General features: G+C 68.4%; 18 protein-coding genes. 10 read left to right on the top strand and 8 right to left on the bottom strand.

What is annotated here, in order from left to right; translation table 11 throughout:
* Window positions 1-176 precede the first annotated feature (176 nt).
* Genes FHT36_RS03030 through FHT36_RS03010 form a run of 5 tightly spaced genes read left to right on the top strand, consistent with a single transcriptional unit; the run spans window position 177 to window position 5,781 of the window.
* Window positions 177-1,172: an NAD-dependent epimerase/dehydratase family protein gene (locus tag FHT36_RS03030; protein WP_169121019.1), complete on the top strand. Its 996-nt coding sequence runs from the start codon at window positions 177-179 to the stop codon at window positions 1,170-1,172.
* Window positions 1,097-2,419: a glycosyltransferase family 4 protein gene (locus FHT36_RS03025; protein WP_169121018.1), complete on the top strand. Its 1,323-nt coding sequence runs from the start codon at window positions 1,097-1,099 to the stop codon at window positions 2,417-2,419. The genes FHT36_RS03030 and FHT36_RS03025 overlap by 76 nt, the downstream gene beginning before the upstream one ends.
* A gap of 39 nt (window positions 2,420-2,458) precedes the next feature.
* Window positions 2,459-3,364, top strand: a complete 906-nt coding sequence (locus tag FHT36_RS03020; RefSeq protein WP_169121017.1) for a class I SAM-dependent methyltransferase — start codon at window positions 2,459-2,461, stop codon at window positions 3,362-3,364.
* A 2-nt stretch (window positions 3,365-3,366) separates the two neighbouring features.
* Window positions 3,367-4,650, top strand: a complete 1,284-nt coding sequence (locus FHT36_RS03015; protein ID WP_169121016.1) for a hypothetical protein — start codon at window positions 3,367-3,369, stop codon at window positions 4,648-4,650.
* A gap of 48 nt (window positions 4,651-4,698) precedes the next feature.
* Entirely contained in the window at window positions 4,699-5,781 is a 1,083-nt protein-coding gene (locus FHT36_RS03010; RefSeq protein ID WP_169121015.1) for a hypothetical protein, read from the top strand.
* Window positions 5,782-5,818: 37 nt separating this feature from the next.
* Here the strand turns inward: FHT36_RS03010 and FHT36_RS03005 are convergent, their stop codons facing one another.
* Window positions 5,819-7,078 (bottom strand): hypothetical protein, encoded by a 1,260-nt coding sequence (locus FHT36_RS03005; protein WP_169121013.1) that lies wholly within the window; start codon window positions 7,076-7,078, stop codon window positions 5,819-5,821.
* A 106-nt stretch (window positions 7,079-7,184) separates the two neighbouring features.
* The gene (locus FHT36_RS03000) at window positions 7,185-8,234 is read right to left on the bottom strand and encodes a polysaccharide biosynthesis/export family protein (protein WP_246701986.1); all 1,050 of its coding nucleotides are present in this window, start codon (window positions 8,232-8,234) and stop codon (window positions 7,185-7,187) included.
* 323 nt (window positions 8,235-8,557) lie between these two features.
* On the opposite strand from FHT36_RS03000, the gene FHT36_RS02995 reads away from it, so the two are divergent.
* Window positions 8,558-9,388: an SDR family NAD(P)-dependent oxidoreductase gene (locus tag FHT36_RS02995; RefSeq protein WP_246701985.1), complete on the top strand. Its 831-nt coding sequence runs from the start codon at window positions 8,558-8,560 to the stop codon at window positions 9,386-9,388.
* A gap of 4 nt (window positions 9,389-9,392) precedes the next feature.
* On the opposite strand, the gene FHT36_RS02990 is transcribed toward FHT36_RS02995, so the two are convergent.
* Together FHT36_RS02990 and FHT36_RS02985 are read right to left on the bottom strand one after the other, a co-directional pair.
* Window positions 9,393-11,486: a tetratricopeptide repeat-containing sulfotransferase family protein gene (locus FHT36_RS02990; RefSeq protein WP_169121007.1), complete on the bottom strand. Its 2,094-nt coding sequence runs from the start codon at window positions 11,484-11,486 to the stop codon at window positions 9,393-9,395.
* A gap of 11 nt (window positions 11,487-11,497) precedes the next feature.
* Window positions 11,498-16,606 carry an autotransporter domain-containing protein gene (locus tag FHT36_RS02985; protein ID WP_169121005.1) on the bottom strand — a complete coding sequence of 1,703 codons (5,109 nt, stop codon included), beginning with the start codon at window positions 16,604-16,606 and terminating at the stop codon, window positions 11,498-11,500.
* Between the two features lie 232 nt (window positions 16,607-16,838).
* Between FHT36_RS02985 and FHT36_RS02980 the strand changes: the two genes are divergently transcribed.
* The 3 genes from FHT36_RS02980 to FHT36_RS02970 all read left to right on the top strand — a co-directional run bounded on the left by FHT36_RS02980 (window position 16,839) and on the right by FHT36_RS02970 (window position 20,185).
* Window positions 16,839-18,029, top strand: coding sequence for a serine protease (locus FHT36_RS02980; RefSeq protein WP_169120996.1), 1,191 nt, complete (start codon window positions 16,839-16,841; stop codon window positions 18,027-18,029).
* Between the two features lie 115 nt (window positions 18,030-18,144).
* Complete coding sequence (locus FHT36_RS02975; RefSeq protein ID WP_169120994.1) at window positions 18,145-18,813, top strand: response regulator; 669 nt, start codon at window positions 18,145-18,147, stop codon at window positions 18,811-18,813.
* Window positions 18,803-20,185 (top strand): sensor histidine kinase, encoded by a 1,383-nt coding sequence (locus FHT36_RS02970; RefSeq protein WP_169120992.1) that lies wholly within the window; start codon window positions 18,803-18,805, stop codon window positions 20,183-20,185. The genes FHT36_RS02975 and FHT36_RS02970 overlap by 11 nt, the downstream gene beginning before the upstream one ends.
* Window positions 20,186-20,410: 225 nt before the next feature.
* On the opposite strand, the gene FHT36_RS02965 is transcribed toward FHT36_RS02970, so the two are convergent.
* The 3 genes from FHT36_RS02965 to FHT36_RS02955 form a co-directional block, all read right to left on the bottom strand.
* Window positions 20,411-21,295, bottom strand: a complete 885-nt coding sequence (locus tag FHT36_RS02965; RefSeq protein ID WP_371745082.1) for an ABC transporter permease — start codon at window positions 21,293-21,295, stop codon at window positions 20,411-20,413.
* 15 nt (window positions 21,296-21,310) lie between these two features.
* Entirely contained in the window at window positions 21,311-22,180 is an 870-nt protein-coding gene (locus FHT36_RS02960; protein WP_246701984.1) for an ABC transporter ATP-binding protein, read from the bottom strand.
* 119 nt (window positions 22,181-22,299) lie between these two features.
* The gene (locus tag FHT36_RS02955; RefSeq protein ID WP_169120990.1) at window positions 22,300-23,346 is read right to left on the bottom strand and encodes an ABC transporter substrate-binding protein; all 1,047 of its coding nucleotides are present in this window, start codon (window positions 23,344-23,346) and stop codon (window positions 22,300-22,302) included.
* A 227-nt stretch (window positions 23,347-23,573) separates the two neighbouring features.
* Between FHT36_RS02955 and FHT36_RS02950 the strand changes: the two genes are divergently transcribed.
* On the top strand, window positions 23,574-24,245 hold the full coding sequence (locus tag FHT36_RS02950) for a VIT1/CCC1 transporter family protein (RefSeq protein WP_169120988.1): 672 nt from the start codon (window positions 23,574-23,576) through the stop codon (window positions 24,243-24,245).
* Between the two features lie 50 nt (window positions 24,246-24,295).
* On the opposite strand, the gene FHT36_RS02945 is transcribed toward FHT36_RS02950, so the two are convergent.
* Complete coding sequence (locus tag FHT36_RS02945; RefSeq protein ID WP_246701983.1) at window positions 24,296-25,378, bottom strand: HWE histidine kinase domain-containing protein; 1,083 nt, start codon at window positions 25,376-25,378, stop codon at window positions 24,296-24,298.
* Window positions 25,379-25,558 lie beyond the last annotated feature (180 nt).

The raw sequence follows: 25,558 nt of genomic DNA, 5'->3' as shown, positions 1-25,558 counted from the left end.
TGCTGCATATTGCGGTGCGATACGGACTGGCGGGTTCGAATCGTTCGCGCTAAGGTAGCAGCTGAGGTGGTAGGCTGGTCCCAACGGCAGGTGCCGACTGAGGCTTGATCTTGGCCGCTTCTGTAAACTTCACTCGGTGGAGGGTGCGGGGAGGCGGTGCCTCGCGCCGGCGGTGCATGACATCACTGGTTGTGGGGGGCGCAGGCGTCATCGGGCGTCGTCTGTGTCAGAAGCTTGCGGAAAGTTCGGTCGGCACCATCGCCACCACCCGCCGGCTCGAGCATGCCCCCTTCCATCGTGGCGTACGCTGGCGTGCCCTCGATCTTGCGACCTTCACCGGCTGGGATGACCTGCTCGACGGCGTCAGCACGGTCTATCATCTCGCCTGGTCCACCATCCCTTCCAGCGCCGGTCTCGATCCGGCCCGCGACATTCTGGAGAATGTGGTGGGCAGCGTGCGCCTGATGGAAGCCGCGCGCCGCTATCCCGGCATCCGCATCGTCTTCGCCTCCTCCGGCGGCGCCGTCTATGGCGCGCCGGAGCAACTGCCGGTGGCAGAGCATCACCCCGCCAAGCCGCTCAGCGCCTACGGCATCTCCAAGCTCATGGTGGAGCATTATCTGGAGAAGTTCCGCCGCTTGCACGGCCTGGACGGCATCGCGCTGCGCATCGGCAATTGCTACGGCGCGGGGCAGACCGAGCTGGGCGGCCTCGGCGCCGTCACCCTCTTCACCCGCGCCGCCCTGCGCGGTGAGCCGGTGAAGCTGTTCGGCAACGGCTCGACCGTGCGCGACTACGTGCATGTGGACGACGTGGTGAGCGCGCTGCTCGCCGCCGGACGGATGCACAATGTGCCCGGCCCGGTGAACATCGCCTCCGGCACCGGCCATTCCCTGTCCGAGCTGATCGCCAAGGTCGAGGCGGCGGTCGGGCAGCGCATCATCATCGAGCCCATCGCGGCCCGCCCCTTCGACGTGCCCGCCTCCGTCCTCGACATCCGCCGCGCCAGCGAGCGGCTTGGTTGGGCCCCCGTCATCGATCTCGATCTCGGCATCGAGATGCTCGTCAACGAGCTGAGGACCGAAGCAGACGTTCAATGCGGGTCGCCCTTTACGTCCATTGCTACTTCCCCGACCATTTCTACGGTACCGAAAGCTACACTCGCACCGTAGCGCGGGAGCTGAAGGCCCTCGGGCACGAGCCGGTGGTGGTCACGGCCACCTTTCCGGGCGAGCCGGCCCAGGGTGCGCTGGTGGAGCGCGACAGCTTCGACGGCATCCCGGTCATCCGCATCGACCGCAACGTCCATCCCAATGCCGCCCTGCGCGACACCTTCCACCTGCCGGCCCTGCGCTTCATCCACGAGCGCATCCTGAGGGACATCCGGCCGGACATCGTGCATGTGTGCCATCTTATCAACCACACCACGGCGCTGCTGGATGTGACCGGGCGGCTCGGCCTGCCCACGGTCGCCACCTTCACCGACTTCTTCGGCTTCTGCTTCAACAACAAGCTGGATGCCGCCGACGGCAGCCTCTGCGCCGGGCCGGATGCCGACCGCGCCAATTGCGTCGCCTGCGCGTTCTTCGCCGGCGGCAAGGACAAGGGGCCCGTGCAGGGCCTGCTGCGCGCCGTGGTGCCGCCGGTGGTGGCGCGCGCGCCGCGCCTCGCGCCCGCCGACTGGCGCGGCACCATCGCCGCCCTCAAGGAGCGGCCGGGCCATCTCGCCGCCGCCTATTCCGCCTATGCTGGCGCGCTCACCCCCACCCGCTTCATGCTGGAGAGCTATCGCCGCTCGGACATCCGCGTGCCGCTGGACCTGTGCCGGTTCGGCATCGACATTGACCGCGCGCCCAAGCCCGAGCGCACCGGCGGGCCGCTGCGCCTCGGCTTCATCGGCCAGCTCGCGCCCCACAAGGGCCTGCACCTGCTGCTGGAGGCCATGAAGTCGGCGCCGGCGGACGCCTTCAGCCTCGACATCTATGGCGACGAGCGGATGGACCCGGCCTATGCCGGAGAGGTCCGCGCCGCCGCCGCCGGGCTTCAGGTGGCCTTCCGCGGCACCTTCCCGGTGGAGCGGATGGCCGCGGTGCTGGCCGAGATCGACGTGCTGGTCATCCCCTCCGTATGGGTGGAGAACAGCCCGCTGATCCTGCTCCAGGCCCTCGCCACCCACACGCCGGTGCTGGTCTCCGACGTGGAGGGCATGAGCGAATTCGTGGAAAACGGCGTCAACGGCTTCACCTTCACAAAAGGCTCGGTCAAGGCGCTGTATGGCAGGCTGGAAGCCTTCACGCGTGATCCGGGCCTCGCCCGCACCCTCTCCGCCGGCACGCGATACGATCGCACCTCGCGCCATATGGTGGAGGATGTGGTCGCCTTCTATGATCGCGCCCGCCAAGGCGGGGCGTCGGCCTGAGGGCATCGGGGCACGGAGCGGGGAGATGGAAGAGGCGTGATGAGCATTGAGGCGGAGACGATGGCGGGTTCGCAGAGTGACGGCACGGCAGCGGGTGAGCGGGCAGACGACGAGGTGGGCGCGCGCGCCCAGGCCGCGGCGCCGGGCACCGTCGCCTCGGGCATCGCCGGGGATTTCGACGCCTGGCTCGCGCTCAACCTCGCCGAGGCGGCGCCCGAAGGCACCATCGCGCCGTTTCCGCCTGAAGAGCTGATGCACAACACCACCGGCCTCACCGCTACGCGCGACTTCGCCAGCCACGGCGTCGATTTCCTGCGCGCGCTGCAGGCGCTGAGCCCGGTGCCGCTGGCCAGCTACCGCTCGCTGCTCGACTTCGGCGTCGGCGTCGGCCGGCTGGCGCGCATGTTCCACGGCTTCTCCGGCCGCTACGTGGGCATGGACGTGGACGCCCGCCACCTCGACTGGGTGGGGCAGAACCTCGCCCATGTGGAGCCGGTGCTGAGCGTGCCGCGCGAGCCTTTGCCGGTGGCGGACGGCAGCTTCGATGCGGTGGTCTCCATCTCGGTCTTCAGCCACCTGAACGAACAGGACCAGCTGTTCTATCTTCAGGAGCTGCGCCGCGTATGCGCGCCCGGCGCGCTGCTGTTCCTCTCCATCCACGGCGACCGCGCCTTCGCCCGGGCGCGGACGGAGGCGCGCATCTTCGAGATGCTGTCCATCCCGGAGCCCGAGCTTGCCGCCGCGCAGCCGGTGATGGAGGACGGCCACGGCTACGTCTTCATCCGCCAGGAGGGGCACCTCACCAGCGCGGCCTATGAATACGGCATCACCTTCATCAGCGCGGCCTATGTTCATGCCGAATGGAGCCACTTCTTCGATGTGGTGGCCATCGGCTCCGGCGCGCTGCATGATTTCCAGGATGTCGTGGTCCTGAGAGCGAGGTGACGATGGGCCTGCCGTCGGCGCCGCCCATCCGGGTTCTGATCGAGCGCAGCCGTGCCTTCGTGGTGCTGCCGTTCGTGCAGCCGGCGCTGCGCTGGCGGCGGTTGCCGCGCACCTTCGGCACCGGCGCGACGGCCTCGCAGCGCTGGTTCCGCCTGCTGCGCCTCTCGTTCGTCGCCTGCGTGCTGCTGCCGGCCGCCGTCTGCGCCTTCTATGCGGGGGTGATCGCGAGCCCCGTCTATGTCTCCGAGGCGCGGCTCGCCGTGCGCGAATCCCTGCCCGACCGGGCTTCGAGCGATGACGGCGAGGATGGCACGAAGGGCGCGATGGCCGGGGTGATGAAGGGCCTCTCCAGCCTGTTCGGCGGCGGGGCCGGTGGCCGCCAGGCGCAGGCGCCTTTCGTGCTCGCCAGCTACATCACCAGCCGCTCCTTCGTCGCCGCCCTCGATGCCGACGGCTGGCTGCGCGCCTTCTTCTCCCGCCCGGGGCTCGATCCGCTCTCGCGGCTCTCCACCGATGCGACGCTGGAGGACGTGTGGCGCTACTGGAACCGCCACGTCACCGCCGCGGTGGACCGCCGCTCCGAGATCGTGCTCCTGCGAGTGCGCGCCTTCTCGCCCGAGGATGCCCGCACCATCGCCCAGCGCATCGTGCGCGACGGCGAGGTGCTGCTCAACGACATCATCTCCCGCTCCCGCGCCGACAGCGTGACCCGCGCCGCGGACCAGCTCAACCGCGCCAAGGCGCGCTACGTGGTGGCGCTCGCCCGCCAGCAGGAATGGCGCGGCCGCCAGCGCGCGGTCGATCCCGTGCAGGCGGCCGAGGCCCTCGGCACGAGCCTGCTTCGGCTGGAGCAGGAGCGCATCTCCGCCGACAAGGAGATGCGCTCGCTGGAGAAGCTCTCCGCGCCCGATGGTCCCGCCCTCGGCGTGCTGCGCGACCGGGTGCGCGCCATCGACACCGAGATCGCTGCCTTCCGGGCCAGCCTTGGCGGCCCCGGTGGCTCCAAGGGGAGCACGGTGAACGCCCTCGCCGCCTTCGAGGAGGCCGAGATGGAGGTGCGTTTTGCCGAGACCATGCAGTCCATCGCCGTCGCCGGCCTGCAGGAGGCGGAGCGGCGGATGCGGGCGCAGAGCGCCTTCGTCAACGTGTTCGTGCCGCCGAGCCTGCCCACCACCTCCACCGAGCCGAGCTGGTGGCGCACCGGCCTGTTCGTGCTGGTGCTGGCCGGCATCTTCTGGCTCAACGTCATGGTCCTGATCGCGGTCATCCGCGATCATCGCCGGTGAGGCCGTCTATGATCGCGCCCCATCGCGACCACCACCAGGAGGGCCGGCGTGCTCTTTAGCATCGACGAGGACGCCGGCAGCCGCATCGTCGGCTGGATCATGCCGGACAATCCCGCCTCCACGCCGCGCGTCTCGGTGCTGGTGGGCGGTGAGCTGCGCAAGGTGATCCCCGCCACCGTGCTGCGCCCGCTGCTGCGCGAGCAGGGCCTGCACGAGACCGGCATCTGCGGTTTCGTGGTGGACGACCATGTGGTCGCCGATCTCGCCGGCACCATCGACATCGAGCTTTACGACGAGACCACCAACATCCGCATCTATCGCCGCCGGCCGCCTACCGCGAGGGCGGACCAGAAGCTGTTCCGGCTGGAGACGCGGGTGGTGGCGCAGGCGCAGCTGAACCTGCCGCTGCAGGACCTCTTCCACATGCCGTTCACGCGGCTGGAGCGCACCCCCGAGGAGGCGGTGAAATCCATCCTCGGCATCGCTTTCACGCCGTCCATCTTCTGCACGGGGCGGGTGTTCTTCCGCACCTACGAGCCGCTGCTGCGCGACCGCGGCTTCAAGTGCACCGTGCTGCTGCGCGATCCCTATGAGGAACTCGCCGAAGAGCTGCTGGTGCTGCGCTGGGCGGTGAAGACCCCGAACCTTGCCAACTCGGTGCTGAGCGACGTCTACAAGCCGCTGGTGGACAGCCTCGCCAAGGCAGACCTCGCCGAGATGGCGGATCTCGAGACCTGGCTCGGCACCCTCTCGCCCTTCGAGCGCAGCCTCGTCGCCAATCCCATGGCGCGGCTGCTGACCTGCCGCGGCTCCGACGACGTGCTGGAGACCTCGGCGGTGGAGAATGCCCTCGATACCCTCTCCGAGATGGACGTGGTCGGCCTCTCCGGCGATGAGGACGTCTGGTGGGAGACCATGCGCGCGGTGCTGGAGCTGAACCTGCCGCCGCTTCCGGAACTCGCTTGGTCGCGGCAGGTCGGCGAACTGCGCGAGCAGATCGCCCAGTGGCCGTCGGCGCAGGATCTCCTCGCCGTGGACGAGCGCATCTTCTCCGACGTCACCGCGGCCGTCGGCCGGGTGGACGAAGACACCGACGAGGCGGCGCAGGAAGCCGTCCAGGAGAGCCTGTAGTCGCCTCCGTCCGCCGGACGAGCCGGGGACGCCCGACCTACCGCGTCCGCGCGTAGACGCTGGCCACGTAGAGGGCGACCACCGCCCAGGCCGCGAACAGGATGGCGAAGACGGCGCCGGCCTGCAGCGGGGGGGTGGGGAAGGCCTTTTCGTGGGGCAGGGTAGGGGCCATGAAGGCCAGGATGTAGACCTGCTGCCGGCCACGGTCCGTGCGGGCCTCGATGAGTTCCGCCTCGGCCTGCTTGAGCCGCTGTTCGGCGAGGCGGCGGCTCGCTTCCAGTTCGGCGCCGGCGACGAGGTTGCCGCTGGAGCCGGTGGAGGCCGCATCGCCGAGGAGGGAGCCGTCGAGCGCGGCGATCTTCTCGTCCAGCGAGCGCAGCCGCTCCTTCAGCGCCCGCACCACGGGGGAATCCTCGTCGAGCCGGGCGCGGGCGGCGTTGAGGTCCGTGTTCAGGGCCGAGCGCTGGTCGCGCAGCTTGGAGATGACGGCGAAGGCGTCGCTGGCGCTCTTGGTAGGGTCCAGCGTGCCCTGGCTGTTGCGGAAGGTTTCGAGCGCGGTGCGCACCACCGCCAGCTCGGTGAACGCCGCGCGCTCCTCCGCCTCGGCCTCCACCACGCGGTCGCTGCGGTTGCGGGCGGTGAGATCGTTGGTCACCTGCTCGGCCTGGCGGACCACGGCGGCGGCGAGCAGGGCCGCGCTCTGCGGGCTGAAGGCATAGACCTGCACCTTGATGACGCCGGACATCTGCTCGAGGCTGACGCTGACCTGCCGGTTCCAATAGGTGACGAGATCTTCCGTGCTGGCCTCGGGCGACAGGGCGAACACCGGGTCGCGATCGGAGATGCCGAAGATGCGCTTCAGGTCGAGCTGCTCCTGGAGCGCGTCCACCATGGCGCGGCTGCGCAGATAGTCCACGACGACCCGCGCCTCCTGTGTATTGGCCACCTGCGGAATGCCATTGGCCGCAGGGGAGGCCGAGGCGTTGGAGACGGTTTCCAGATTGCCGCGCACCACGAGGCGCGCCTCGGAGCGGTACTGGGGGGCGGCGACGAAGGTGAGATAAAGCAGGGTCGCCACCGCCGGCAGCAGCACCAGCAGCCCGAAGCTGCCGAGGGCGAGTTCCGTGCGGGTGAGATGGGCGCGGCGCCCTTCCGCAAGGGTCGCCTGCGCCTCGTTCCGTGATGCGGCGCGGCGACGGGAGATGGCCGCGCCGACGCCGCGCAGCAGCGGAAGCGGCAGGAAGCGCTGGATCCGCGCGACGGCCGGGGAGGCGGCGACGGCTGGCTCCTGAGCCACGGCTGGCTCCTGGGTGACTCTGTCTGGGGCGGCGGCGGTCCTGCCGCCCCGCGCGCGGGGCGATCCGTTGTCGCGGGTCGCCTGCGCCGGGGAGACCATGCCGGCCCTATTGCGCCACCGAGACCGTGCTGACCACGGGCTGGGCGACGGAGTTGAACAGCGAGGTGACCTTCTGCAGGTCCGCCAGCGGCGCGTTGGCGACGTAGATCGCATCCTTGTTGCGGATATGGAATCCGCGGGCGAGGAAGACGAAGTTCGGATCGCGCATGTTCCAGCGGTAGATCACGCGCACATAGCCGTTGCTCTCCATCGGCTGGGAATCCGGCCGCAGGCGGGTGGCGAAGCGCACAGGCTCCACGCGCATCAGATAGACGCCCGAGGGATCGGCACGGGCGTCGAGCACGCCGCCGACGCGGGCGACCGCCTCTTCGAGCGTGATGCCCACCGCGTCGAACGGCACGATGGTCGGGTTTCCGGCGGCGCCGAACACCGTATAGGTCTGTGGGTCGCGGATCAGCACGATCTTGTCCAGCGGGCGGACGTAGACGTCCTCCTTGGGATCGTTGAGCAGCGCCTGCATGGGCACCGTCACGGTGCTGCCGCCACGGCTCAGGCGCACGAACACCTCGTGGGCGGGAATCTTGATGCCGCCGGCCGCCGCGATCACGTCCAGCACGCGGTCGCCGCGCGGGGAGAGGGGGACGACGGCGCCGGAGGTCGCCTCGCCGAGCACGGTGGCGGCGTTGCTGACGCTGCGCGTGACCACCACCACCACCTGCGGCTCGATGGCCTTGCCGCTCAGCTTCTCGACCACCGCGGTCTCGATCTGCGCCGTGGTGCGGCCAGCCACCGAGATGCGCCCGGCATAGGGAACGGTGATGGAGCCGTCCTGCGCCACCTGCTGCTCGGGGATCGCGGCACTGCGCGAGCCGGTGCCGAGCCGATCGATGACCGGACCTGAGAACAGGCCGCCGGCTGCCGCCTCCCAGATGGTGACGGAGATGACGTCGCCGACGCCCACCACGTAGCGGGTCGGCGGACGATAGTCGCCGAAGCGCCCGCCGAAGGAGGCGGGGCGCTCCTGCGCCAGAAGCGAAAGGGTGCGGTCGTCAACGTCTACCAGCAGATAGCGCTGATCGTCGGACGGCTGCGCCATCTCGATCTCGACGCGCGACGGTCCGGAAGAGGGTAGCGCCGTGCAGCCGCAGGTTGCGGCTGCGAGCAGCAGCGACGCGAGAAATTTTTTTGCCGACAACATTGACGCGCTACGGTCCCGCCGCTGGAGGAGCAGGGCTGTTATACATCCCCTCGCCTTGCACAGCGACCTAGCCACACAACGTTTAAGGGAGCGTTGCGGTACTGCAACACGTCAACGTTGTCCCGCAAAATTGCGCAGTCGGTACGTGCAGTTGCAAGGTAAAGCGCTCCGATCGGCACCGTAGATTACCTACGGGAAGATGGTAATAAGGTAAGTCTGGCATGTCGCAGCACTTGGTCGCAGCAGGGTCAGGTCCCCCGAAACGGCCCCTCGCCATCATCAGCGGGGGATCGAGCGGCATTGGCCTCAGCGTGGCGCAAGTCCTTGGAAAACGGGGTTGTACGGTTGCGATCTTCGCCCGCGATCCGGCGCGCCTCGCTCAGGCCCGCGCGAATCTCGAGGCGCAGCGAATCGTCGTGTCCGCCCACGTCCTCGACGTGCGCGACGGAGCGGCATGCACTGCGCTGGCGGACGCCCTTGTCTCGGAGCACGGGCCGCCGCTCTGGGTTGTGGCGAGCGCCGGCATCGTCGAGCCGGGCTTCTTCCTGGAGCAGGATGCCGCGGCCACCCTGGCCCAGATGGAGACCAATTTTCTCGGCACCGCGAATCTCGTGCGTGCCGCAGCCCCGTCCATGGTGGCGGCGGGGCGGGGCCACATCGCCATGGTCGCCTCCGCCGCCGGCCTGTTCGGGGTCGCGGGCTATGCCGGCTATTGCGCGTCCAAGTTCGCGGTGCGCGGCTTCGCCGAGGCGCTGCGCATTGAGCTGGCTGCCGCGGGCGTCAGCGTGACGGTCTCTGTGCCCCCGGACACCGACACGCCGCAGCTCGCTTATGAGCGGCCGCTGCGCCCCGCCGCCATCGCGCCATTTGCCGGTTCCGGTCGCTCGCTGCCGCCGCAGGTTGTGGCGGCGCATCTCGTCCGCACCGCCGAGCGCGGGGGCTTCCTGTCCGCGCCGACGGCGCAGCTTGCCGCCATCGCCCGAATGCAGGGCCTCGCCTCCGGCGTTTTCGCGCGGGTGCAGATGCGGCTGCTACGCCGGAACGAGCCCTGACGTCTCAGCGACCCAGCGCGTCCAGCAGCGGCTGGATGGCGGGGCCGTAGCGCCGCCATCGGCCGACCGAGGTGGCGTAGAGCGGCTCGCGCACCTGGGTGATGCTGGCCGTGCGCACCGGCCGTTCGGTCTCGTGGAACTTCAGGCAAGCCGGGTCCCATTCCTCCCCGCAGGCGGCGATGAGGCGGCGGGCTGCGCCCTCGATGTCGGCGACCACCGCCTCGTAGTCCATGGGCAGGATGGTGCCTTCCGGCAGCACCTCGTCCCAGTGCGCCATCAGCCCGGCATAGGCGTGATGGTGGCGGGCGAGTTCACCGAAGTCGTAACTGTAGGGCAGGTCGTCCCGGAACAGCTTCGAGAAGCACGAGATGGCCGTGTCCACCGGATCGCGCCGGCAATGGATGATGACGGCGCGCGGGAACAGGATGTGGATGAGGCCGAGATAGAAGTAGTTGTTCAGCATCTTGTCCGCCACCAGCCGCTTGCCGGAGGCGCGGGCGGGCAAGGCGTCGAGATAGGCGGACGTGATCTCGGCCATCTCCGGTCGCTCGATGAGATGCATCAGCTCGGGATAATGGACCATGCCGCCGAAGGCTTGGTCGATGCGGTTCACCGCGCGGTGGAACAGGTCCATCTCGCCGCCGCCCTGGATGGCGGGATGGCTGGCGAGGATCTGCTCCACCAGCGTGCTGCCCGAGCGCGGCATGCCGACGATGAAGATGGGCCGCGCCTGTGCGTGGCCCATCCCGGCCCGCTCGGCCATGAAGGCGGGGGTGAAGATGGCGCGGATGCGCTCGAAGGTGGCGAGTGACGCGGGCTCGTCATAGGTCAGCTGCGCCCGCTTCAGCCGGGCGCCTGCGATGAACTGCTCCATGGCCTCGGCATGGCGGCCGAGGTCGTCATAGGCCTTGCCGAGGGCGTAGTGGAGCGGGATGCGCTCGGTCTCGCCGGCCTCGGCGGCGAGCGCGCCCTCCAGCGCCGCAACCATATCCTCGTTCGGCCGCACCTTGCGGGCCGCGACGAGGTTGATGCGGCTGTTGACCGAGGCGGGATCGTTCGCCAGCGCCCGCTCGAACAGGGCGCAGGCGCCGCGCAGGTCGCCGGTTTCCATCAGCAGCAGGCCGAGCACGTTCAGCGCGTCGAGATCATCCGGGGCGAGGGCCAGCGCCCGGCGGGCAGCCTCCATCGCCTCGTCGCCGCGCTCCAGATCGCGCAGGATGCGGGCGAGCAGGACGAGGGTCGGCACATGGTGCGGGTTGGCCCGTAGCGCCCGCTGGCAGGCCGAGCGCGCGCCCTCCGCCTTGCGCTCGTTCAGCAGGCCCTGCGCCAGATAGAAGGCCGGCTCCGGCCGCTCCGGTGCCGCCGCGATGGCGAGCGCCAGCACGGCGAAGGCCTCCTCGCTGCGCTCCTGCGCGAACAGGGACAAGGCGAGGGAATTGTAGGGCTCCACATAGTCCCGCCGCTGGGCGATGGCGGTGTGGAAGGCGGCGTCCGCCTCGCGGAAGTCGCCCTGCTCGCGCAGCACGTTGCCGAGATTGTGCCAGGCCTCCGGATAATGCCCGCGCTGGGCCAGCGCGGCGCGGAAGGCGGCGACGGCCTCGTTTGGCAGGCCCTTGGCGCGCAAGGCGTTGCCGAGATTGTTGTGGGCCTCGACAAAGGCGGGGCGCAGCGCGATGGCCCGGCCGTAGCAGGCGATGGCCTCCTCCAGCGCGCCGGTCTCGAACAAGGCGATGCCGAGATTGTTGTGCCCGGCCGCATAGGCGGGATCGGCCGCGACCGCCGCGCGCCCGGCGGCGACGGCGCCCGCCCGGTCGCCGGTCTGGCGACGCATCTCGCACAGATTGCTGTGGTAGGAGGCCCGGCCGGGATCAGCCCCGGCCGCCCACGCCATGAAGGTGACGGCTTCAGCCGTGCGGCCCGTCTGCGCGAGGATGACGCCGACGAGGTGCGCCGCCTCCGCCGTTGCCGCCTGCTCGCCCAGAACGGCGCGCTGGACGATGGCCCGCGCCACCGCCTCCGCCCCGCCGAGGTCGCCGGCGCGGTAGAGCTCCCACGCGCGCTCCAGCGTCGGCAGAGGTCCGCCGCGATCCGCGCCCATCCCCTCCGCCATCAGAACCGCAGCCGTAGCTGTGCGGATGCCGTGCTGTTGGAATAGCCGTCGCCGAAGCTGCCGCGATATTCGAGGTAGCCGTCGAGATTTGCCGAGAGTGCGAAGGAGAGGCCCGCCGCCGCGAGCGCCATGTCGCTCGGCCCACCCGACAGGATGTTGAAGGCGATGGTGCTGTCGGAGAGGAAAGCGGCGCCGAGGCTCGCGCCCGTGTCGAGATATTCGTGCTGCCAGCCCGCCTCCAGCCGCAGCGTCACCGGCAGGGTCGAGAACGACAGGGGCTGGATAACGCGCAGGCCAAGGGTGGATTGCAGCGACTGGGTGGTGTCGGCGGCGACGTTCAGGTTGAACACGCCGGCCCCGCGCTCGGCGAAGGTCTCGGTGCCGAGCGCCGCATAGGCGAGCCGCAGATAGGGCTCGAGCTTGGCGCTGGGGGCATAGGAATAGTCGTAGCCCGCCTCGCCCACCACCGCGCCGGCATTGCCCGCAAAGTTCGAGCGCGCGGTGAAGAGCGTGCCGCCGTACGCGATAGAGCGGCTCATGTCGTAGGTCTGGTAGCCGTAGGTGCCGAACAGGTTGGCGTAGAAGGCGCCCCACTGCTTTTCCGCATAGAGCGAGGCGGTCCACTGGTCCACCGATCCCGAGGCGGGCGTGGTGAAGCCGAGATTGGCCGTCTGGTAGCTGAAGACGGCGCCGCCACGCACATCGTCTCCGAACGCCCGCTCGATGCCGCCCAGCACGCCGCCGCCGGAGCTGGAGACCGTGCCGTTGCCGGTGTCGTAGCTGCCCCAGTTGCCGAACGGCCGCAGCCACACGCCGTTCTGCGGCGCCGGCGCGGCGGCCGGCGAGAGCGACGCCCACGGGCTGGACGCGCCGGACGCGGAGCCGGTCGCGGCATAGGCGTTGCCGGAGAGGTTCACCTCGCCGGCGCCATAGGAGAGGAGCGCGCTGCCGCCGCTGGGCAGGGCGCCGGTGCCGCGCGTAGAGGCGAGCTGCTGGCTGATCTGCCCGTTGATGGTGCCGAACGAGGCCATGCCGGCCGTCTTCGCATCGGCCAGCGGCGCGCCGGACATCTGGTTCAGCAGGTTCGCGACCTGCCCGTCGGTGCTGGAATAGAAGCTGTCCAGTACCGGGCTCAGCGGCGAGGAGAGGGAGAGGCGCTGGTAGTTGAGATCGATGCCCGCCGCCAGCGAGCGACCCGCGAGGGAGAGGCCGGCGAGGGAGGTGGTGGCGTTGCGCGTGAGGACCAGCGTTGCCCCGTCCGCATCATAGGTGACGGCGGCGGAGAGCAGGCTGTTGGGGGTGGTCACGTCGGAGAAGGAGCCGGAGATGTCGGACGAGGCGACGAGATCGTAGCTCGTGGTCTTCACCCGTAGCCCCGAGGCACCCAGCACCGCCACCGTGCCGTCCAGATCGGCGCTGGTCGCGACGATGGGCGCGGCGGTCCATTGCGGGGAGAGATAGACGCCCAGCGTGCCGCCCGCGGACTGGGTGTAGGACTTGGTTTCGATGGCGCTGTCGGAGGTGAGGATCAGCGTGCCCTGGTCCTTCACGGCGAAGGTGCCGATGCCCACCGCCGTGCCGATGAAGGCGAGGCTCACCGGCGTGCCGTCGCCGCCGACGCTGACCTTCGCGAGGCTCTCTAGCGTGCCGGAATAGGCGAAGCTCGTGTCCACGCCGGCCAGCACCGTGAGGCTGCCGAGCCCGCCGCCGAGCACGTCGCCGCTGAGCGTGCCGCCGCTCCAGGTGATGGCGTCGGCATAGGTGGAGGAGAGGGCGAGATCGCCGTAGACGGCGCCGTCCTGCAGCAGGACGCGGGTGGCCGAGCCCTCGCCGGTGAGGTCGATGGCGACGCCGGCCGTGTTGCCCTCGGCGGCGATGATGCTGCCGCGATTGGTGAGCGTGCCGATGCTGCTGCCGCCGGCGACCTTGATGGCGGTGGCATTGCCCGAGGCGCCGGTGGTCGCGGCGATGGTGCCGGTGTTCACGAGGCCGTCCGTCAGCGTCACCACCCCTGCGACGGCGAGCGCGGTGTCCACCTTCAGGGTCTCGAGGGTCGTCACCTCAGCCGCGCCCAGCGCCTTGCCGTCGATGGTGGAGCCGATGGCGATGCCGATGGCGGTGGCGTCCGTGCCGCTCGCCTGCGCGGCGATGGTGCCGGTGTTGGCGAGGGCGCCGCCCACCGTGCCGGACGCGAGCTGGAGGCCCACCGCCGTCGCCTTCGCGCTGCGGCTCGCACCGGTGGCATCGGCCCCGGCGATGGCCATCACGGTCCCCGAATTCACGATGCTGCCGCCGATGCCGCCGGTGGCATTCAGCGCAAGGCCATAGGCGAAGGCGGAGGCATCTGCCGTGCCGCCGCTCGCGGTCGCCGATGCGTTGGCGACGGCGCCGATGGTGCCCGTATTAACGAGATCGCCACCGATACCGGCGCCAGCCCCGGTGAGGAGACCGAAGGCCGAGGAGACGGCCGTGGCGTCGGTGGAGATCGTTCCGCCGACGCCCGACGCGGTTACGCTCGAAAGCGCGGTCGCGCCGATGGTGCCGGTATTGGTGAAGCCGCCGGAGATCTTCCCCGTGCCCGACAGCATCACGCCCAGCGCCATCGCCGAGCCGACGCCGTTCGCGGCTGCATTCGCGTTGCCGCTGCCGGTCGCCGAGACGGTCGTGGTGACGGCGGCGCCGGAGAGGATGTCTGCGCTGTTGGAGAAGCCCGCCATGCCCTCCGTCGAGGCGATGAGGCCGCTGGCGAGAACGATGCCGGTGGCGTCCGCCTCCGCCTTGCCGCTCTGGCCCGAGGCGTTCGCCGTCGCGCCGAAGGTGCCCCTGGCGACGGCGGTGATGTCGCCGGAATTGACGATCGATCCCGTCATCTTGCCGGGCAGTGCGAGGACGCCCATGGCGAGCGACAGCCCGTCCGAGACGGTGGTTGCCTGCGCGCTCGTGCCGGTGGCGGTTGACGTGCCGGTGATTGCGAGCGCCTGCTCCACCGTGATGACGCCGGAATTGGTGAAGCTGCCGTCGATCCCGTTGAGGCTGGCATAGAGGCCGTAGCTCGCGGCGATGGCGCCATCGAGCCCCGGCATGGTGCTGAGCTGCGTGGACTGGCTGAGCGCCGATGCCGTCGCCGCACCGCCTGACGCGTTGGCGATGGCAGAGTTGGTGAGCGCTACCGTCGACGACAGGCCGATGGTGCCGGAATTGGTGATGGCGGTGGTGGCGACCGTGCCGCTCGTCGGCCCGGTCGCAACCGAGGTGATGTTGAGGCCGAAGCTGTTGAAGGTCGGCGAGGCGGAGCTGGCCGTTGCGTTCGCCTGCGTGCCCCCAGACGCCGTCGCGGTCTGGGTCGAGGCGAAGGTCGAGGCGAGGTCGATGATGCCCGAGTTCGTCACTTCGGCGATATTGGGCGAGTTGACGACGATACCGATCGCCTGGTTGATGGCGAACAGCAGTCCGCCGACGAGAAAGCTGGAGCCCGAGGAGAAGGTGACGTCCGCCACCGCCGCGCCGTCGGACTGGGCCGTTCCTGCAAAGGTGCCCACCGCGTTGGAAGACAGAAGGATGCGCCCGCTGTTGCGCACGGTGGCGCTGTAGTTGTCGGCCTGGAAGCTGCTCGCCACCACCTCGACGCCCACCAGCCGCGTCTGCAGATAGCCGGAGGCATTGACCGTGGACTGCTTGCTGGTGGGGCCGCTCGCGCCCGAGGCGACGAGCTTGCTGTTCACGGAGGCGGAGGCCGTCAGCGCCACTGTGCCGCTGTTGACGACGGGGCCGGTGAGGCTGTCCACGGACACGCTGATGCCGGTGAGCTCGACGGCGGCGAAATCCTGCTGCGCCACCAGCGTCTCTTGCTTGGCGGTGGCTGACGCGGTTGCCGTGGTCTTGGCGACGCCGGTCACCTCGATGGTGCCGCTGTTGGTGAGCCCGCCCAGGCTGCCGTTCGCGAGGTTGACGCCATAGGCGATCACCGCCCCACCCACCGAGCCCGACTCCAGCGAGGTCGTCGGCCCGGCGGGGGAATTGTAGTTCACGAGCTGGGCGATCTTGTCCGCCGTCGCATTGCCCGAGGACGTCGCCGTTGCCGACGCGGCGACCGAGATGGTGCCCGTATTCTCGAAATGGCTGATCGCCACGCCGCTGCTCTGCACGCCCGACGCGAGGGCGTTGGCGGTGGACTGGATCATCAGCCCGGTCGCCTTCGCGGCGGTGGTCGTTACCGAGTACTGGGTGGCCGCGGTGATCGAGGCGGCGATGTCGATGATGCCGGAATTGGTGATGGTACCTGTCGCGCCCGCGGGGGTCGCCATGCCGGACTGGGTCATCATCAGGCCGATGGCATTGGCAGTGGCCGAGGCGAGCAGGGTGCCGGTGCGGGTCTGGGCGAAGGTCTGGCTTATGGCGGCGCCGGCGCGCACCTTGATGGTGCCGGCATTATCGAAGCTGTTGGCCGCCCCGGTGCCGTAGCCGGTATAGCCATAGGCGCTGATACCGGTGACGATATTCAGCTGGGTGTATTTGTCTGACTGCGTGATGGCGATGGTCGCCGTGTTGGCGACGTCGATGACACCGGTGTTGGCATTGGCGACGCCGCCGGCGAAGTAGCTGTCCAACTGCACACCATAGGCATATTCGGAGATGCCCACTGCGCCGCTCGTCTTGATGACGGGCTGGTCGGTGACGATGCGGTGCGCCAGCACGGTGCCGCTGTTCTGCACGCTGCCGGAGGACGGCGCGGTGCCATAAAGCACGATACCCTTGGTCTCGCCCGACGCAGCGACCGACGTGCCGCCGGCGTGAAGCTTCAGCTTGGTGATGACCTGCGTGAGGCTCACGGTGCCGGAATTGACGATGCTCGCGCTGTCGGTGAGGCCGGTGCGGCTGATCTCCAGCGCCGCCGAGCTGTTCTTGGTGGTCTCTGTATAGATGATCCCGCCCTGGTTGATGACGCCGCTGAAGGGCGCGCCCGGCGTGGCGCCGCTGATCGAGACAGGCGCCGTGAGCACCGTGTCCGAGGGGATCACATAGTCCCCGGCATGGGCCACCGGGCCGGCCAGCGCGAGCGCGAGAAGCGAGGTGGAGGCGAGCAGGCTGGTCGCAAACAGGCGGGACATGCGCACCTCTCCCGGAATGGCGGGGCAGCTTTGATTGCAGGACGGACGCGTGAAAACCTTAAGGAAGTTACCTCCCGATTCGGCGTAAGCGCAACGCTCCGAGCGGGACTTCTCCCCTTGTCGGCTCGCTTTTTGCCACTTGGCCAAGGGACGATTTGCGGTGTGCTTTCCCCCGGGTTAACGGCAATGCTAGGTTGAGCCGCCTGCAGGTTGGGGGCTGGCTATGGAGCTAATGCGAATCTTCGTCGGCGCGATTCTCTCGTTGGTCGTCTGCGCCTCAGCGGCAGCGCGCACTCTGGCGAGTTACAATATCGCCGGATGGGAGCTGAATGCTTTCGCCGATGATAAGACTGGTCGGTTTAGTAGTTGTATCGCTTCGGCTCGCTACAATAGCGGCGTTTCTGTATTTTTCATGATTGATAGTGATTTTAGATGGTACGCAGGGCTTAAGGGGAGCAAAATTCGTGTCATTGATGACCGTAGATACGATTTCTTGCTCAAGATCGATGATGGGCAGGTTTATAATTTTTCTGGAATTAGTGCCGGGCGTGACATGGTTATCGTGCCTTTGCAGAATAGTTCTGGAATATTTCAAGAAATGCGGCGCGGGAGAATGTTGTATACGAAGGTGGCTGGAGAGCTTACGTCTTTCCGGCTCGATGGCACGTCACGCATGCTGGCCGCGCTTCTCGATTGCGTCCGCTACAAGGGACAGCTCTCGGACCCTCCGGCTGCCGGGCCGGCGACGGGAGGAGAGGCAACCGCCGGAGCGTCACAAAAGCCCGCCGGCCCCAGCCGAGGAACGATTCAGACCGGAAGTGGCTTCTTCGTGAATGACCGCGGAGCTGGGATCACGAACGCGCATGTCGTTGCTGACTGTAAAAGCGCGACCATTTCTGGCTATGGGCCGGCGCGTATCGTGGCGCGAGATGCCATCAATGACATGGCGTTGGTACAAGCTTCCGGAGATCCGAAGACGCCGTACGCCAAGATACGGCGCAAGCCCCTTCAATTGGGAGAGGCCGTGTTCGTTATGGGTTTTCCCCTCGCCGGCCAGCTCGACAATGGTCTCAACTTCACCAGCGGACTTGTTAGCTCCCTCGCTGGAATGGGCAACGATGCCCGTCTGCTGCAGTTCACTGCGCCGATACAGCCGGGTAATTCAGGAGGGCCGATCGTCGATAACGGGGGATCAATCGTCGGGGTGATCCAATCCAAACTCAGCGAAGTTGCTTCGCTCCAAAATAACGGATCGCTGCCCCAAAATATCAATTTCGGCATCAAAGCAGACCTTGCGGCCAATTTCATGCGGGCGAATGGCGTTGATCCTACAGACGTTGATACTGCGCCTCCACAAGAGGCGACTGCGGTAGCGCGCGAGGGGCGAGGATACACATTCCAGATCAAATGCACTGTGGAGTAGCGACCTGCGCCAACCTGGTCTTGGCGCCGGCATGCTCTATGCCCCCACCCTTGATCGGCTGGCGCCGCACGGCGAGACTGGGGCGTCGCCGCCGGGGCGGCCGGGCACCTGTTTCATGCGTCTCCTGCTGGTCGAGGACAATCACGAGCTTGCCGACTGGCTCGCCAAGATCCTGCGGCGGGACAATTTCGTCGTTGACGTGCTGAACGACGGGGAGGCGGCCGACCAGGCCCTGAGCCTCGAGACCTATGATCTCGTCATTCTCGACCTCGGCCTGCCCGGCATGGGCGGGATGCAGCTTCTGAAGCGCCTGCGCAGCCGGGCCAATGCGGTGCCGGTCATCATCCTCACCGCCAATGCCAGCCTCGACGGGCGGGTGGCCGGGCTGGACGAGGGGGCGGACGACTATCTCGCCAAGCCCTTCGACATCGCCGAACTGGAGGCGCGCATCCGCGTGCAACTGCGCCGCTCGGCACGCCGGCCCGATCCGGTCATCACCTGCGGCACGCTCGCCTTCGACACCAACACCCGCCTGTTCCGCCTCGGCCCCGAGCCGCTGGCGCTGACCCCGCGCGAGCATGCGGTGCTGGAGGCCCTCCTCATCAAGGCCGGGCAGACGGTGAGCAAGGCCCAGCTCTCGCAGAGCATCTTCGGCCTCGACGATCTCGCCGACCCCAGCGCCATCGAGATCTACGTCCATCGCCTGCGCAAGAAGCTGGAGGGCTCCGACGTGCGGATCGTGACCCTGCGCGGGCTCGGCTATCTGTTGCAGCATGCGCATTGACAGCCTCCGCCTCCAGCTCCTGCGGTGGCTGCTGCTGCCGCTGGCGGGGCTCGTGGCGGTGAACGTCTTTACCAGCTGGCGGCAGGCGAGCGCCACCGCCGATCTCGTCACCGACCGCACGCTGGATGCCTCGGTGCGCGCCATCGCCGAGGATGTGCGCATTGATCGGGGCGTCATCGATGCCATCGTCCCGCCGGTGGCGCTGGAGATGTTCGATACCGGCCACCGGGACCGGGTATTCTACCGGGTGGACACTGCCGCAGGACGCCTGCTCACCGGCTATCCCGATCTGCCGCTGCCCGAGCCGCCTCCGAAGGCGAGCGCGCCGGTGCATTTCACCGGCAGCTATCGCGGCAATGATCTGCGGCTCGCGGCCCTGTCCTATCCGCTGGTGGGCGCCACCGACGGGGAGCGGGTGACGGTGGTGGTCGGTGTCACCCTCGCCGGCCACGCGGCCATGGTGCGGGAATTGTGGGTGGGCAATTTCGGCCAGCAGCTCATCTTGCTGGTGGCGGCCGGCGTGCTGGTGATCATCGGCCTCGGGCGGGGGCTGGCGCCGCTGATGCGGCTGCGCGAGGCGGTGATGGAGAAGGGGCGGGACGATCTCTCCCCTTTGCCGGACCACGCCGTGCAGAGCGAGCTGCGCCCGCTGGTGGCCGCGCTCAACACCTATATGGGCCGGGTCGCCGGGCAGATGGCGGCGCAGCGCCGCTTCGTCGCCAATGCCGCCCACCAGCTGCGCACGCCGCTGGCGCTGCTCGCCACGCAGGTGGCCTTCGCCCGCCGCACCGGGGAGGCTGCCGAGCGGGCGGAGGCTTTGGCGGGCGCCGAGGAAAGCACCCGTCGCCTCGCCCGCCTTGCCGCCCAGCTCCTCACCTTGTCCCGCGCCGAGCCGGGCAGCCGCCGCCCGCGCGACGAGGACATCGACCTCGCCCAGTCCGCCCGGCAGGTGCTGGAGGGGCTCGCTCATCTCGCCGTGGAGCGGGACATTGACCTCGGCCTCGATGTGAATGCCCCTGCCGTCACGCGCGGCGATGGCGCCATGATGCGGGAGGCGGTGGTGAACCTCGTGGAGAACGCTTTGCGCTACACGCCGAAGGGCGGCAGCGTCACCGTCACGGTGGATGGCGGGGCAGGGAAGGCGGGTCCCGAGGCTGTGTTGGTGGTGGAGGATTCCGGGCCGGGCATTCCGCCCGAGGAGCGCGACAAGGTGTTCGAGCGCTTCTACCGGGTGCCGGGCACGCCGGGGGAGGGCTCCGGCATCGGCCTCTCCATCGTGCGCGAGGTGGTGGATGGCGCGGGCGGCGTACTGATCCTCGGCACGGCGGCGGCGGGCGGGCTGAGGGTGGAGATGCGGCTGCCGGGCGTGTGACCCGGCTCTCGCGCTCCGGACGCATGCAACGAAGTGGAATGCGAGCCGGGGCCCAACCAAGGGTCTGCCGAAGGCGGCAATAACACCCAGCCCCGCCGGCTTCGCCGGATTTTCCCCTGGACCCCCGGATCTGCTCTCCGGCGCACGCCGTCGCTGGTCCGGGTGCCCGAAATGCAAACGGCCCCGGAGGTCATCCGGGGCCGTCGTGCGTGAGGGATCAAGCCCTCAATTCTGCTCGCTGTAGGGCACCGGCCGCCACTTCACGAGACGGTTCTCCACCAGTGTGATGAGGAATTCCATCACCAGCGCCACCACCGCGAGGATGATCATGGCTGCGAACACGCCGTTGGCGTTGAACGCGCCCTGCGCGGTGGCGATCAGGAGGCCGACGCCCTGCTTGGCACCGAGGAATTCGCCCACCACGGCACCCACCAGCGCGAAGCCGAAGGAGACGTGGAGCGAGGCCAGGATCCAGCTCATGGCCGAGGGGATGATGACGCTCGTGGTGATCTGGAAGGGCGAGGCGCCGAGGATCTGGGCGTTGGCGATCATGGCGCGATCGGCCTCGCGCACGCCCTGGAAGGCGTTGGCGAACACCACGAAGAACACCATCACCACCGCCAGCGCCACCTTGGACGCCATGCCGAGGCCCAGCGCGATGATGAAGATGGAGCCGAGCACCACGCGCGGGATGGAATTGGCGATCTTAATGTAGATGGAGAACACGTCCGCCAGCAGCTTGTTGCGGCCGAGAACGATGCCGCACACGATGCCGCCCACGGCGCCGATGAAGAAGCCGAGGATGGTCTCCTCCAGCGTCACCATGATCTGCACCCAGAGCGGACCCTGCGAGGTGCCTTCCGTCATCCACACCCAGATCTGCTCGGCGATGCCGGAGGGGCTGGCGAAGAAGAACGGGTCGATGAAGCCGGTGCGCGCGCCGATTTCCCAGATGCCGAGCACGGCGACGAGGATGGCGATGCGCAGCGAGATGACGAGGGCGCGGCGGGCCTTCAGCCGGGCGCGGGCCTTGGCCTCGATCTCGGCCTCGGTGGGCACCGCGCGGGCGGCGGCGAAGGGGGCGGAAGCGGCGTCTGCCTGCATGGTCATGGTCGTTCCTCCCGTTCAGTGGCCGGTGTCGAGCGTGCGCTGCTGGCCGATCTGCACTTCCTCGCGCAGGTCGTCCCAGATGGTGCGGCAGCGTTCGACGAAGGCGGCGTCGTAGCGGATTTCCGCCATCACCCGGGGGCGCGGCAGGTCGATGGTGTAGACGCTCTTCACCGTGGCCGGGCCGGCGGTGAGCACATAGACCTTGTCGGCGAGGGCAACGGCCTCTTCCAGGTCATGGGTCACGAACACCACCGAGGCGCCGGAGCCGGACCACAGGCTGAGCAGCTCGTCCTGCATGTTGGTGCGGGTCTGCACGTCGAGGGCCGAGAAGGGCTCGTCCATGAGCAGGATTTTTGGCTCGTTGATGAAGGTCTGCGCGAGGGCCACGCGCTTCCTCATGCCGCCGGAAAGCTGGTGCGGGTAGTGGCTCTCGAAGCGGGCGAGGCCCACGCGGGCGATCCAGTCGCGCGCCTTCTCATAGGCCTGGGCTTTGGGCAGGCCGCGATAGAGCGGGCCAGCGGCCACGTTGTCCAGCACCGAGCGCCAGGGGAACAGCGCATCCGCCTGGAAGACGAAGCCCACGTCCTTATGGATGCCGTTGACCGGCTGGCCCATGACCCGCACTTCGCCGGCGCTGGGCTTGGCGAGGCCGGTGACGAGGTTAAGCGTCGTGGACTTGCCGCAGCCGGTGGGGCCGACCACGCAGGCGAACTCGCCGCGGTCCACGCTCATGTTGAAATCCCGGAGCGCCGTCATGGACTTGCCGTCGGGCGTCAGGAACCGGCGGGTGACGTTGTCGAGCTCGATGGCCGGGCCGAGGCCGGCGGCCGTGAAGGCTCCGGGCACCGCTGCCGGGCGGGCAGGGTCGAGGGTCTGAAGGGACATGAGTTTCCTCCCGCCGCCGGCACGGGGCGCGGCGACCTCAATTCTTTCGGGGTGTGATGAGGGGCGCCGCGACGAGGCCGCAGCGCCGGGGTCAGCGGACGCGGGTCAGGTGCCGAGCGTCAGTTGCCGAGGGTTTTGGCGGCGTTGTCCACGTAGGTGGTGGTGTAGGTCTTGGACAGGTCGATGGCCTTGCCCTGCACGTTCTTGGAGAACGCCTCCAGCACCTTCAGCACCGTCTCGGGACCACCGGCGGGCATGCGGCCGTCCGGCGTGAACTGCGCCTTGCCCTCGGCGAGACCCTGGATGTAGAGGTCCTTGTCGCCGACGTAATAGTCCTTCGGCATCTTCTCCGCGATCTCCGCCGCCGAGTGGCTGGCGATGAAGCGCATGGTGCGCACGAAGGCATTGGCGAGCTTCTGCGCCTCCTTGGGATGGCTCTCCAGCCAGCTTGCCTGCACGTAGAAGGAGGCGGCCGGATAAAGGCCGCCGAGGGCCGCCACGGTCTTCTCCGGCGTGCGCATGTCGATGAGGATTTTCGCGACACCCATCTTCACCAGCTGGCCGATCGTCGGCTCGGTGGTCATGCCGGACTGGATCTGGTCCTGCTTCATGGCGGCGATGAAGGTGTTGCCCGCGCCCACCGGCAGCAGGGAATAGTCGCCCGGCTTCAGGCCGCCCTTGAAGGCGAGATAGCGGGTGAGGAAATCGGTGGAGGAGCCGAGGCCGGTCACGCCCAGCGTGCGGCCCTTGAAGTCGGCCGGCGACTTGATCTGGTCGGCATACTTGGTCGCCACCATCTGCACTTCGCCGGGCGCCTGGCTGAACTGCACCACGGAGGTGATGAACTTGCCCTTGGCCTGGAGGTCGATGGTGTGATCGTAGAATCCCACCACGCCCTGCACGGCGCCGGCGAGCAGTTCGTTCTCCGCCTCGACGCCCGCGCGGGAATTGATGAGCTCCACGTCGAGCCCTTCGTCCTTGAAGTAGCCGAGCGCATTGGTGAGGGCGGCGGGCAGGTAGATCTGCTTTTCCATGCCGCCGACGATGATGGTCAGCTTCTCAGCATGAGCGGCGGCCGGGCCGAGCAGGCCGGCGGCAATGACGGCCGCGCCGGCGAGCGCCTTCAGGCGACCGCGCGCAAGAATGCGAGCAGAGGATTTCAGCATGTGATGCCCTTCCCTTGAGGGCGCCCTGCGCCCGCGTTTCCCGGTGGTGGACCTGCGGCGCTTATGAGACGGCCGGCTTCTCCACGCCAACACGGATAAACCCATGCAGCTTTCAGTCGGCTTTCATTCCTGAAAGGAACGCTAAAGGAATTGGAATGCCCTTTCGTCAGCTTGCCGGCCGTGTCATGAGCAGCGAGGCTGTCAGGATCGGGCTGGAGAAACGCATCATGTCGCTGCCGTCGCGCGTCGTCGCCTCGCTCAAGGCGTCCATCGGCGATGTGGTGTTCGGCATGGAGGACGGCACCGTCTCCATCTTCGGCCTCGTCTTCGGCGTCGCCATGAGCACCAACGATCCCCGTGCGGTGCTGATCGCCGGCGCCACCGGCGCGGCTGCGGCGGCCGTGTCCATGATGGCGGGCAGCTATCTCGATGCGGAATCGGTGCGCGACGCCCGCCGCGCGCGCCGCAAAGGGCCGGTGGATGCGACGGAGGCCGCCGCGCAGGTGGAGACCGTCGCGGCGGCCCTCACCCGCGGCGGCATGGCGGCGGCCGACGTGGCGCAGGTGTCAGAGGCGCTGAAGCGCGCGCCGCGCGCCACCCTCGGCCTGCGTTCCGAACTCGACGAGGCGGACGACGGCGCAAGCCCGACCTCGCACGCCTTCTGGATGTTCGTCTCGGACCTGTTCGCCGGCTTCACGCCGGTGCTGCCCTTCGCCTTCCTGCCCATGGACCAGGCGCGCATCGTCTCGCTGGTGCTGACGACGGTGCTGCTGGTGGCGCTGGGCATCGGCCGCGGCATCGTGGGGAAGCGCTCCATCGTGCGCGCCACGGCGGAAACGCTGGCCATCGCCGCCTCCGCCGCTGCGGCCGGCGTGCTGGTGGGGCGGCTGCTCTCGTAAAGCTCAGCGGCGGCGGCCGCGTCGCGGCCTGGTTTCGTCCGTTGGCGGTCTCAGCGTCTTTGAACGTCCGCCATGCGCGCCTCAAACCGCGCCACCAGCCCGGACGGCATCCACGCCTTCACGACGCCGCCCTTCCCGAGCAGTCCCATCTCGATCAGAAGAGACCCGAAGCTTCGCCGGCCGGGCTCGCTCACCATCGGGCCACCCGACTCCTGCCAGCTCATCCGAAGCGTCGGCTCGCCCGCCTCTTCGTCGATCGTCCACGACAGGTCGACCTTGCCGCCGGGTACGGACAGCGCCCCATGCTTGGCCGCGTTTGTCGCCAGCTCGTGAAGGAGCAGGGAGAGCGAGAGCGTGGTCTTCGGACCGAGTTCGATATCGGGGCCGGATGTCGCGATGCGGCCGTCGTCCCCATGAAGTTCGAGCATCGGTCGCACGACGCTCATCATGGAGGCGGCCATCCAGTCCTGCTGGAGCAACTGGTCGTGCGCGATGCCCATGGCCGCGATCCGCCGGCAGAGGGCATCGACCGCGTCGCGCTCCTGCACGCTCTTGAGCGTCTGGGTCGCAATGGCCTGAACCATGGCCAGCGTATTCTTCATCCGGTGGGTGATCTCGGCATTCAGGATGGCCTGCTGCTTCTGCGCTTCGTCACGCTCGCGCAGGGCCTGCCGGAGCTCCAGCTGCCGCATGACCTGACGGGCGAGCACCTTGAGGGTGTCCTGCTGAAGCTGGGAAAGCTGCCGGGGCTGGTAGTCCAAGACGCACAGGGTGCCGATGGCATGGCCTTCGGTGGTCTTCAATAACGCGCCTGCATAGAAGCGCAGGTTCGGCTCCCCCGTGACCAGGGGATTGCAGGCAAAGCGCGGGTCCTGGGTCGCGTCAGGAACGAGAAGAAACTCCTGTTCCAGGATCGCCTTGGCGCAGAACGAGCTGTCCAGGGGCGTCTCGCGGACCCCCAGGCCGACCTCGGCCTTGAAGAACTGACGATGTTCGGCGATGAAGTTCACGACGGCGATCGGCGTTTCGCAGATGCGCGAGGTCAATTCGGCAATCTCGTCGAAATCCCGCTCTCTCGGGCTGTCCAGCATATTGAAGCTGGCGAGCGCCTTGAGCCGCTCATTCTCCTTCAACGCTGTATTCAAAGGGGCATCCCGAGCTTGCCGACAGGTCGATCGTCAATGGCACTTTCTCGCAAGGGAGCATAGCGCTTTTCACCGAAGCCCCCGAATGCGCGGAGCGGGGCAGGGGCCAGCGGTTGGCCCGCGACAGGCCCGCGACCTGGTGTCCCTCGTGTGCGAAGCGGCGGCGTC

The organism is Xanthobacter sp. SG618 (assembly GCF_012932745.1).
In the GTDB taxonomy this organism is placed as follows: Bacteria; Pseudomonadota; Alphaproteobacteria; order Rhizobiales; family Xanthobacteraceae; genus Xanthobacter; species Xanthobacter flavus.
This window is presented reverse-complemented; position numbering and strand designations above follow the sequence as displayed.

What these genes read in the sequence shown, in the direction of transcription:
- FHT36_RS02990 (WP_169121007.1), bottom strand. Translation starts at nt 11,486, where the DNA reads ATGGGCGCGGATCGCGGCGGACCTCTGCCGACGCTGGAGCGCGCGTGG.
- FHT36_RS02970 (WP_169120992.1), top strand. Translation starts at nt 18,803, where the DNA reads ATGCGCATTGACAGCCTCCGCCTCCAGCTCCTGCGGTGGCTGCTGCTG.
- FHT36_RS02995 (WP_246701985.1), top strand. Translation starts at nt 8,558, where the DNA reads ATGTCGCAGCACTTGGTCGCAGCAGGGTCAGGTCCCCCGAAACGGCCC.
- FHT36_RS02975 (WP_169120994.1), top strand. Translation starts at nt 18,145, where the DNA reads ATGCGTCTCCTGCTGGTCGAGGACAATCACGAGCTTGCCGACTGGCTC.
- FHT36_RS03025 (WP_169121018.1), top strand. Translation starts at nt 1,097, where the DNA reads ATGCGGGTCGCCCTTTACGTCCATTGCTACTTCCCCGACCATTTCTAC.
- FHT36_RS02960 (WP_246701984.1), bottom strand. Translation starts at nt 22,180, where the DNA reads ATGTCCCTTCAGACCCTCGACCCTGCCCGCCCGGCAGCGGTGCCCGGA.
- FHT36_RS02985 (WP_169121005.1), bottom strand. Translation starts at nt 16,606, where the DNA reads ATGTCCCGCCTGTTTGCGACCAGCCTGCTCGCCTCCACCTCGCTTCTC.
- FHT36_RS03020 (WP_169121017.1), top strand. Translation starts at nt 2,459, where the DNA reads ATGAGCATTGAGGCGGAGACGATGGCGGGTTCGCAGAGTGACGGCACG.
- FHT36_RS02955 (WP_169120990.1), bottom strand. Translation starts at nt 23,346, where the DNA reads ATGCTGAAATCCTCTGCTCGCATTCTTGCGCGCGGTCGCCTGAAGGCG.
- FHT36_RS03030 (WP_169121019.1), top strand. Translation starts at nt 177, where the DNA reads ATGACATCACTGGTTGTGGGGGGCGCAGGCGTCATCGGGCGTCGTCTG.
- FHT36_RS03015 (WP_169121016.1), top strand. Translation starts at nt 3,367, where the DNA reads ATGGGCCTGCCGTCGGCGCCGCCCATCCGGGTTCTGATCGAGCGCAGC.
- FHT36_RS02980 (WP_169120996.1), top strand. Translation starts at nt 16,839, where the DNA reads ATGCGAATCTTCGTCGGCGCGATTCTCTCGTTGGTCGTCTGCGCCTCA.
- FHT36_RS02965 (WP_371745082.1), bottom strand. Translation starts at nt 21,295, where the DNA reads ATGACCATGCAGGCAGACGCCGCTTCCGCCCCCTTCGCCGCCGCCCGC.
- FHT36_RS03000 (WP_246701986.1), bottom strand. Translation starts at nt 8,234, where the DNA reads ATGGCGCAGCCGTCCGACGATCAGCGCTATCTGCTGGTAGACGTTGAC.
- FHT36_RS02950 (WP_169120988.1), top strand. Translation starts at nt 23,574, where the DNA reads ATGTCGCTGCCGTCGCGCGTCGTCGCCTCGCTCAAGGCGTCCATCGGC.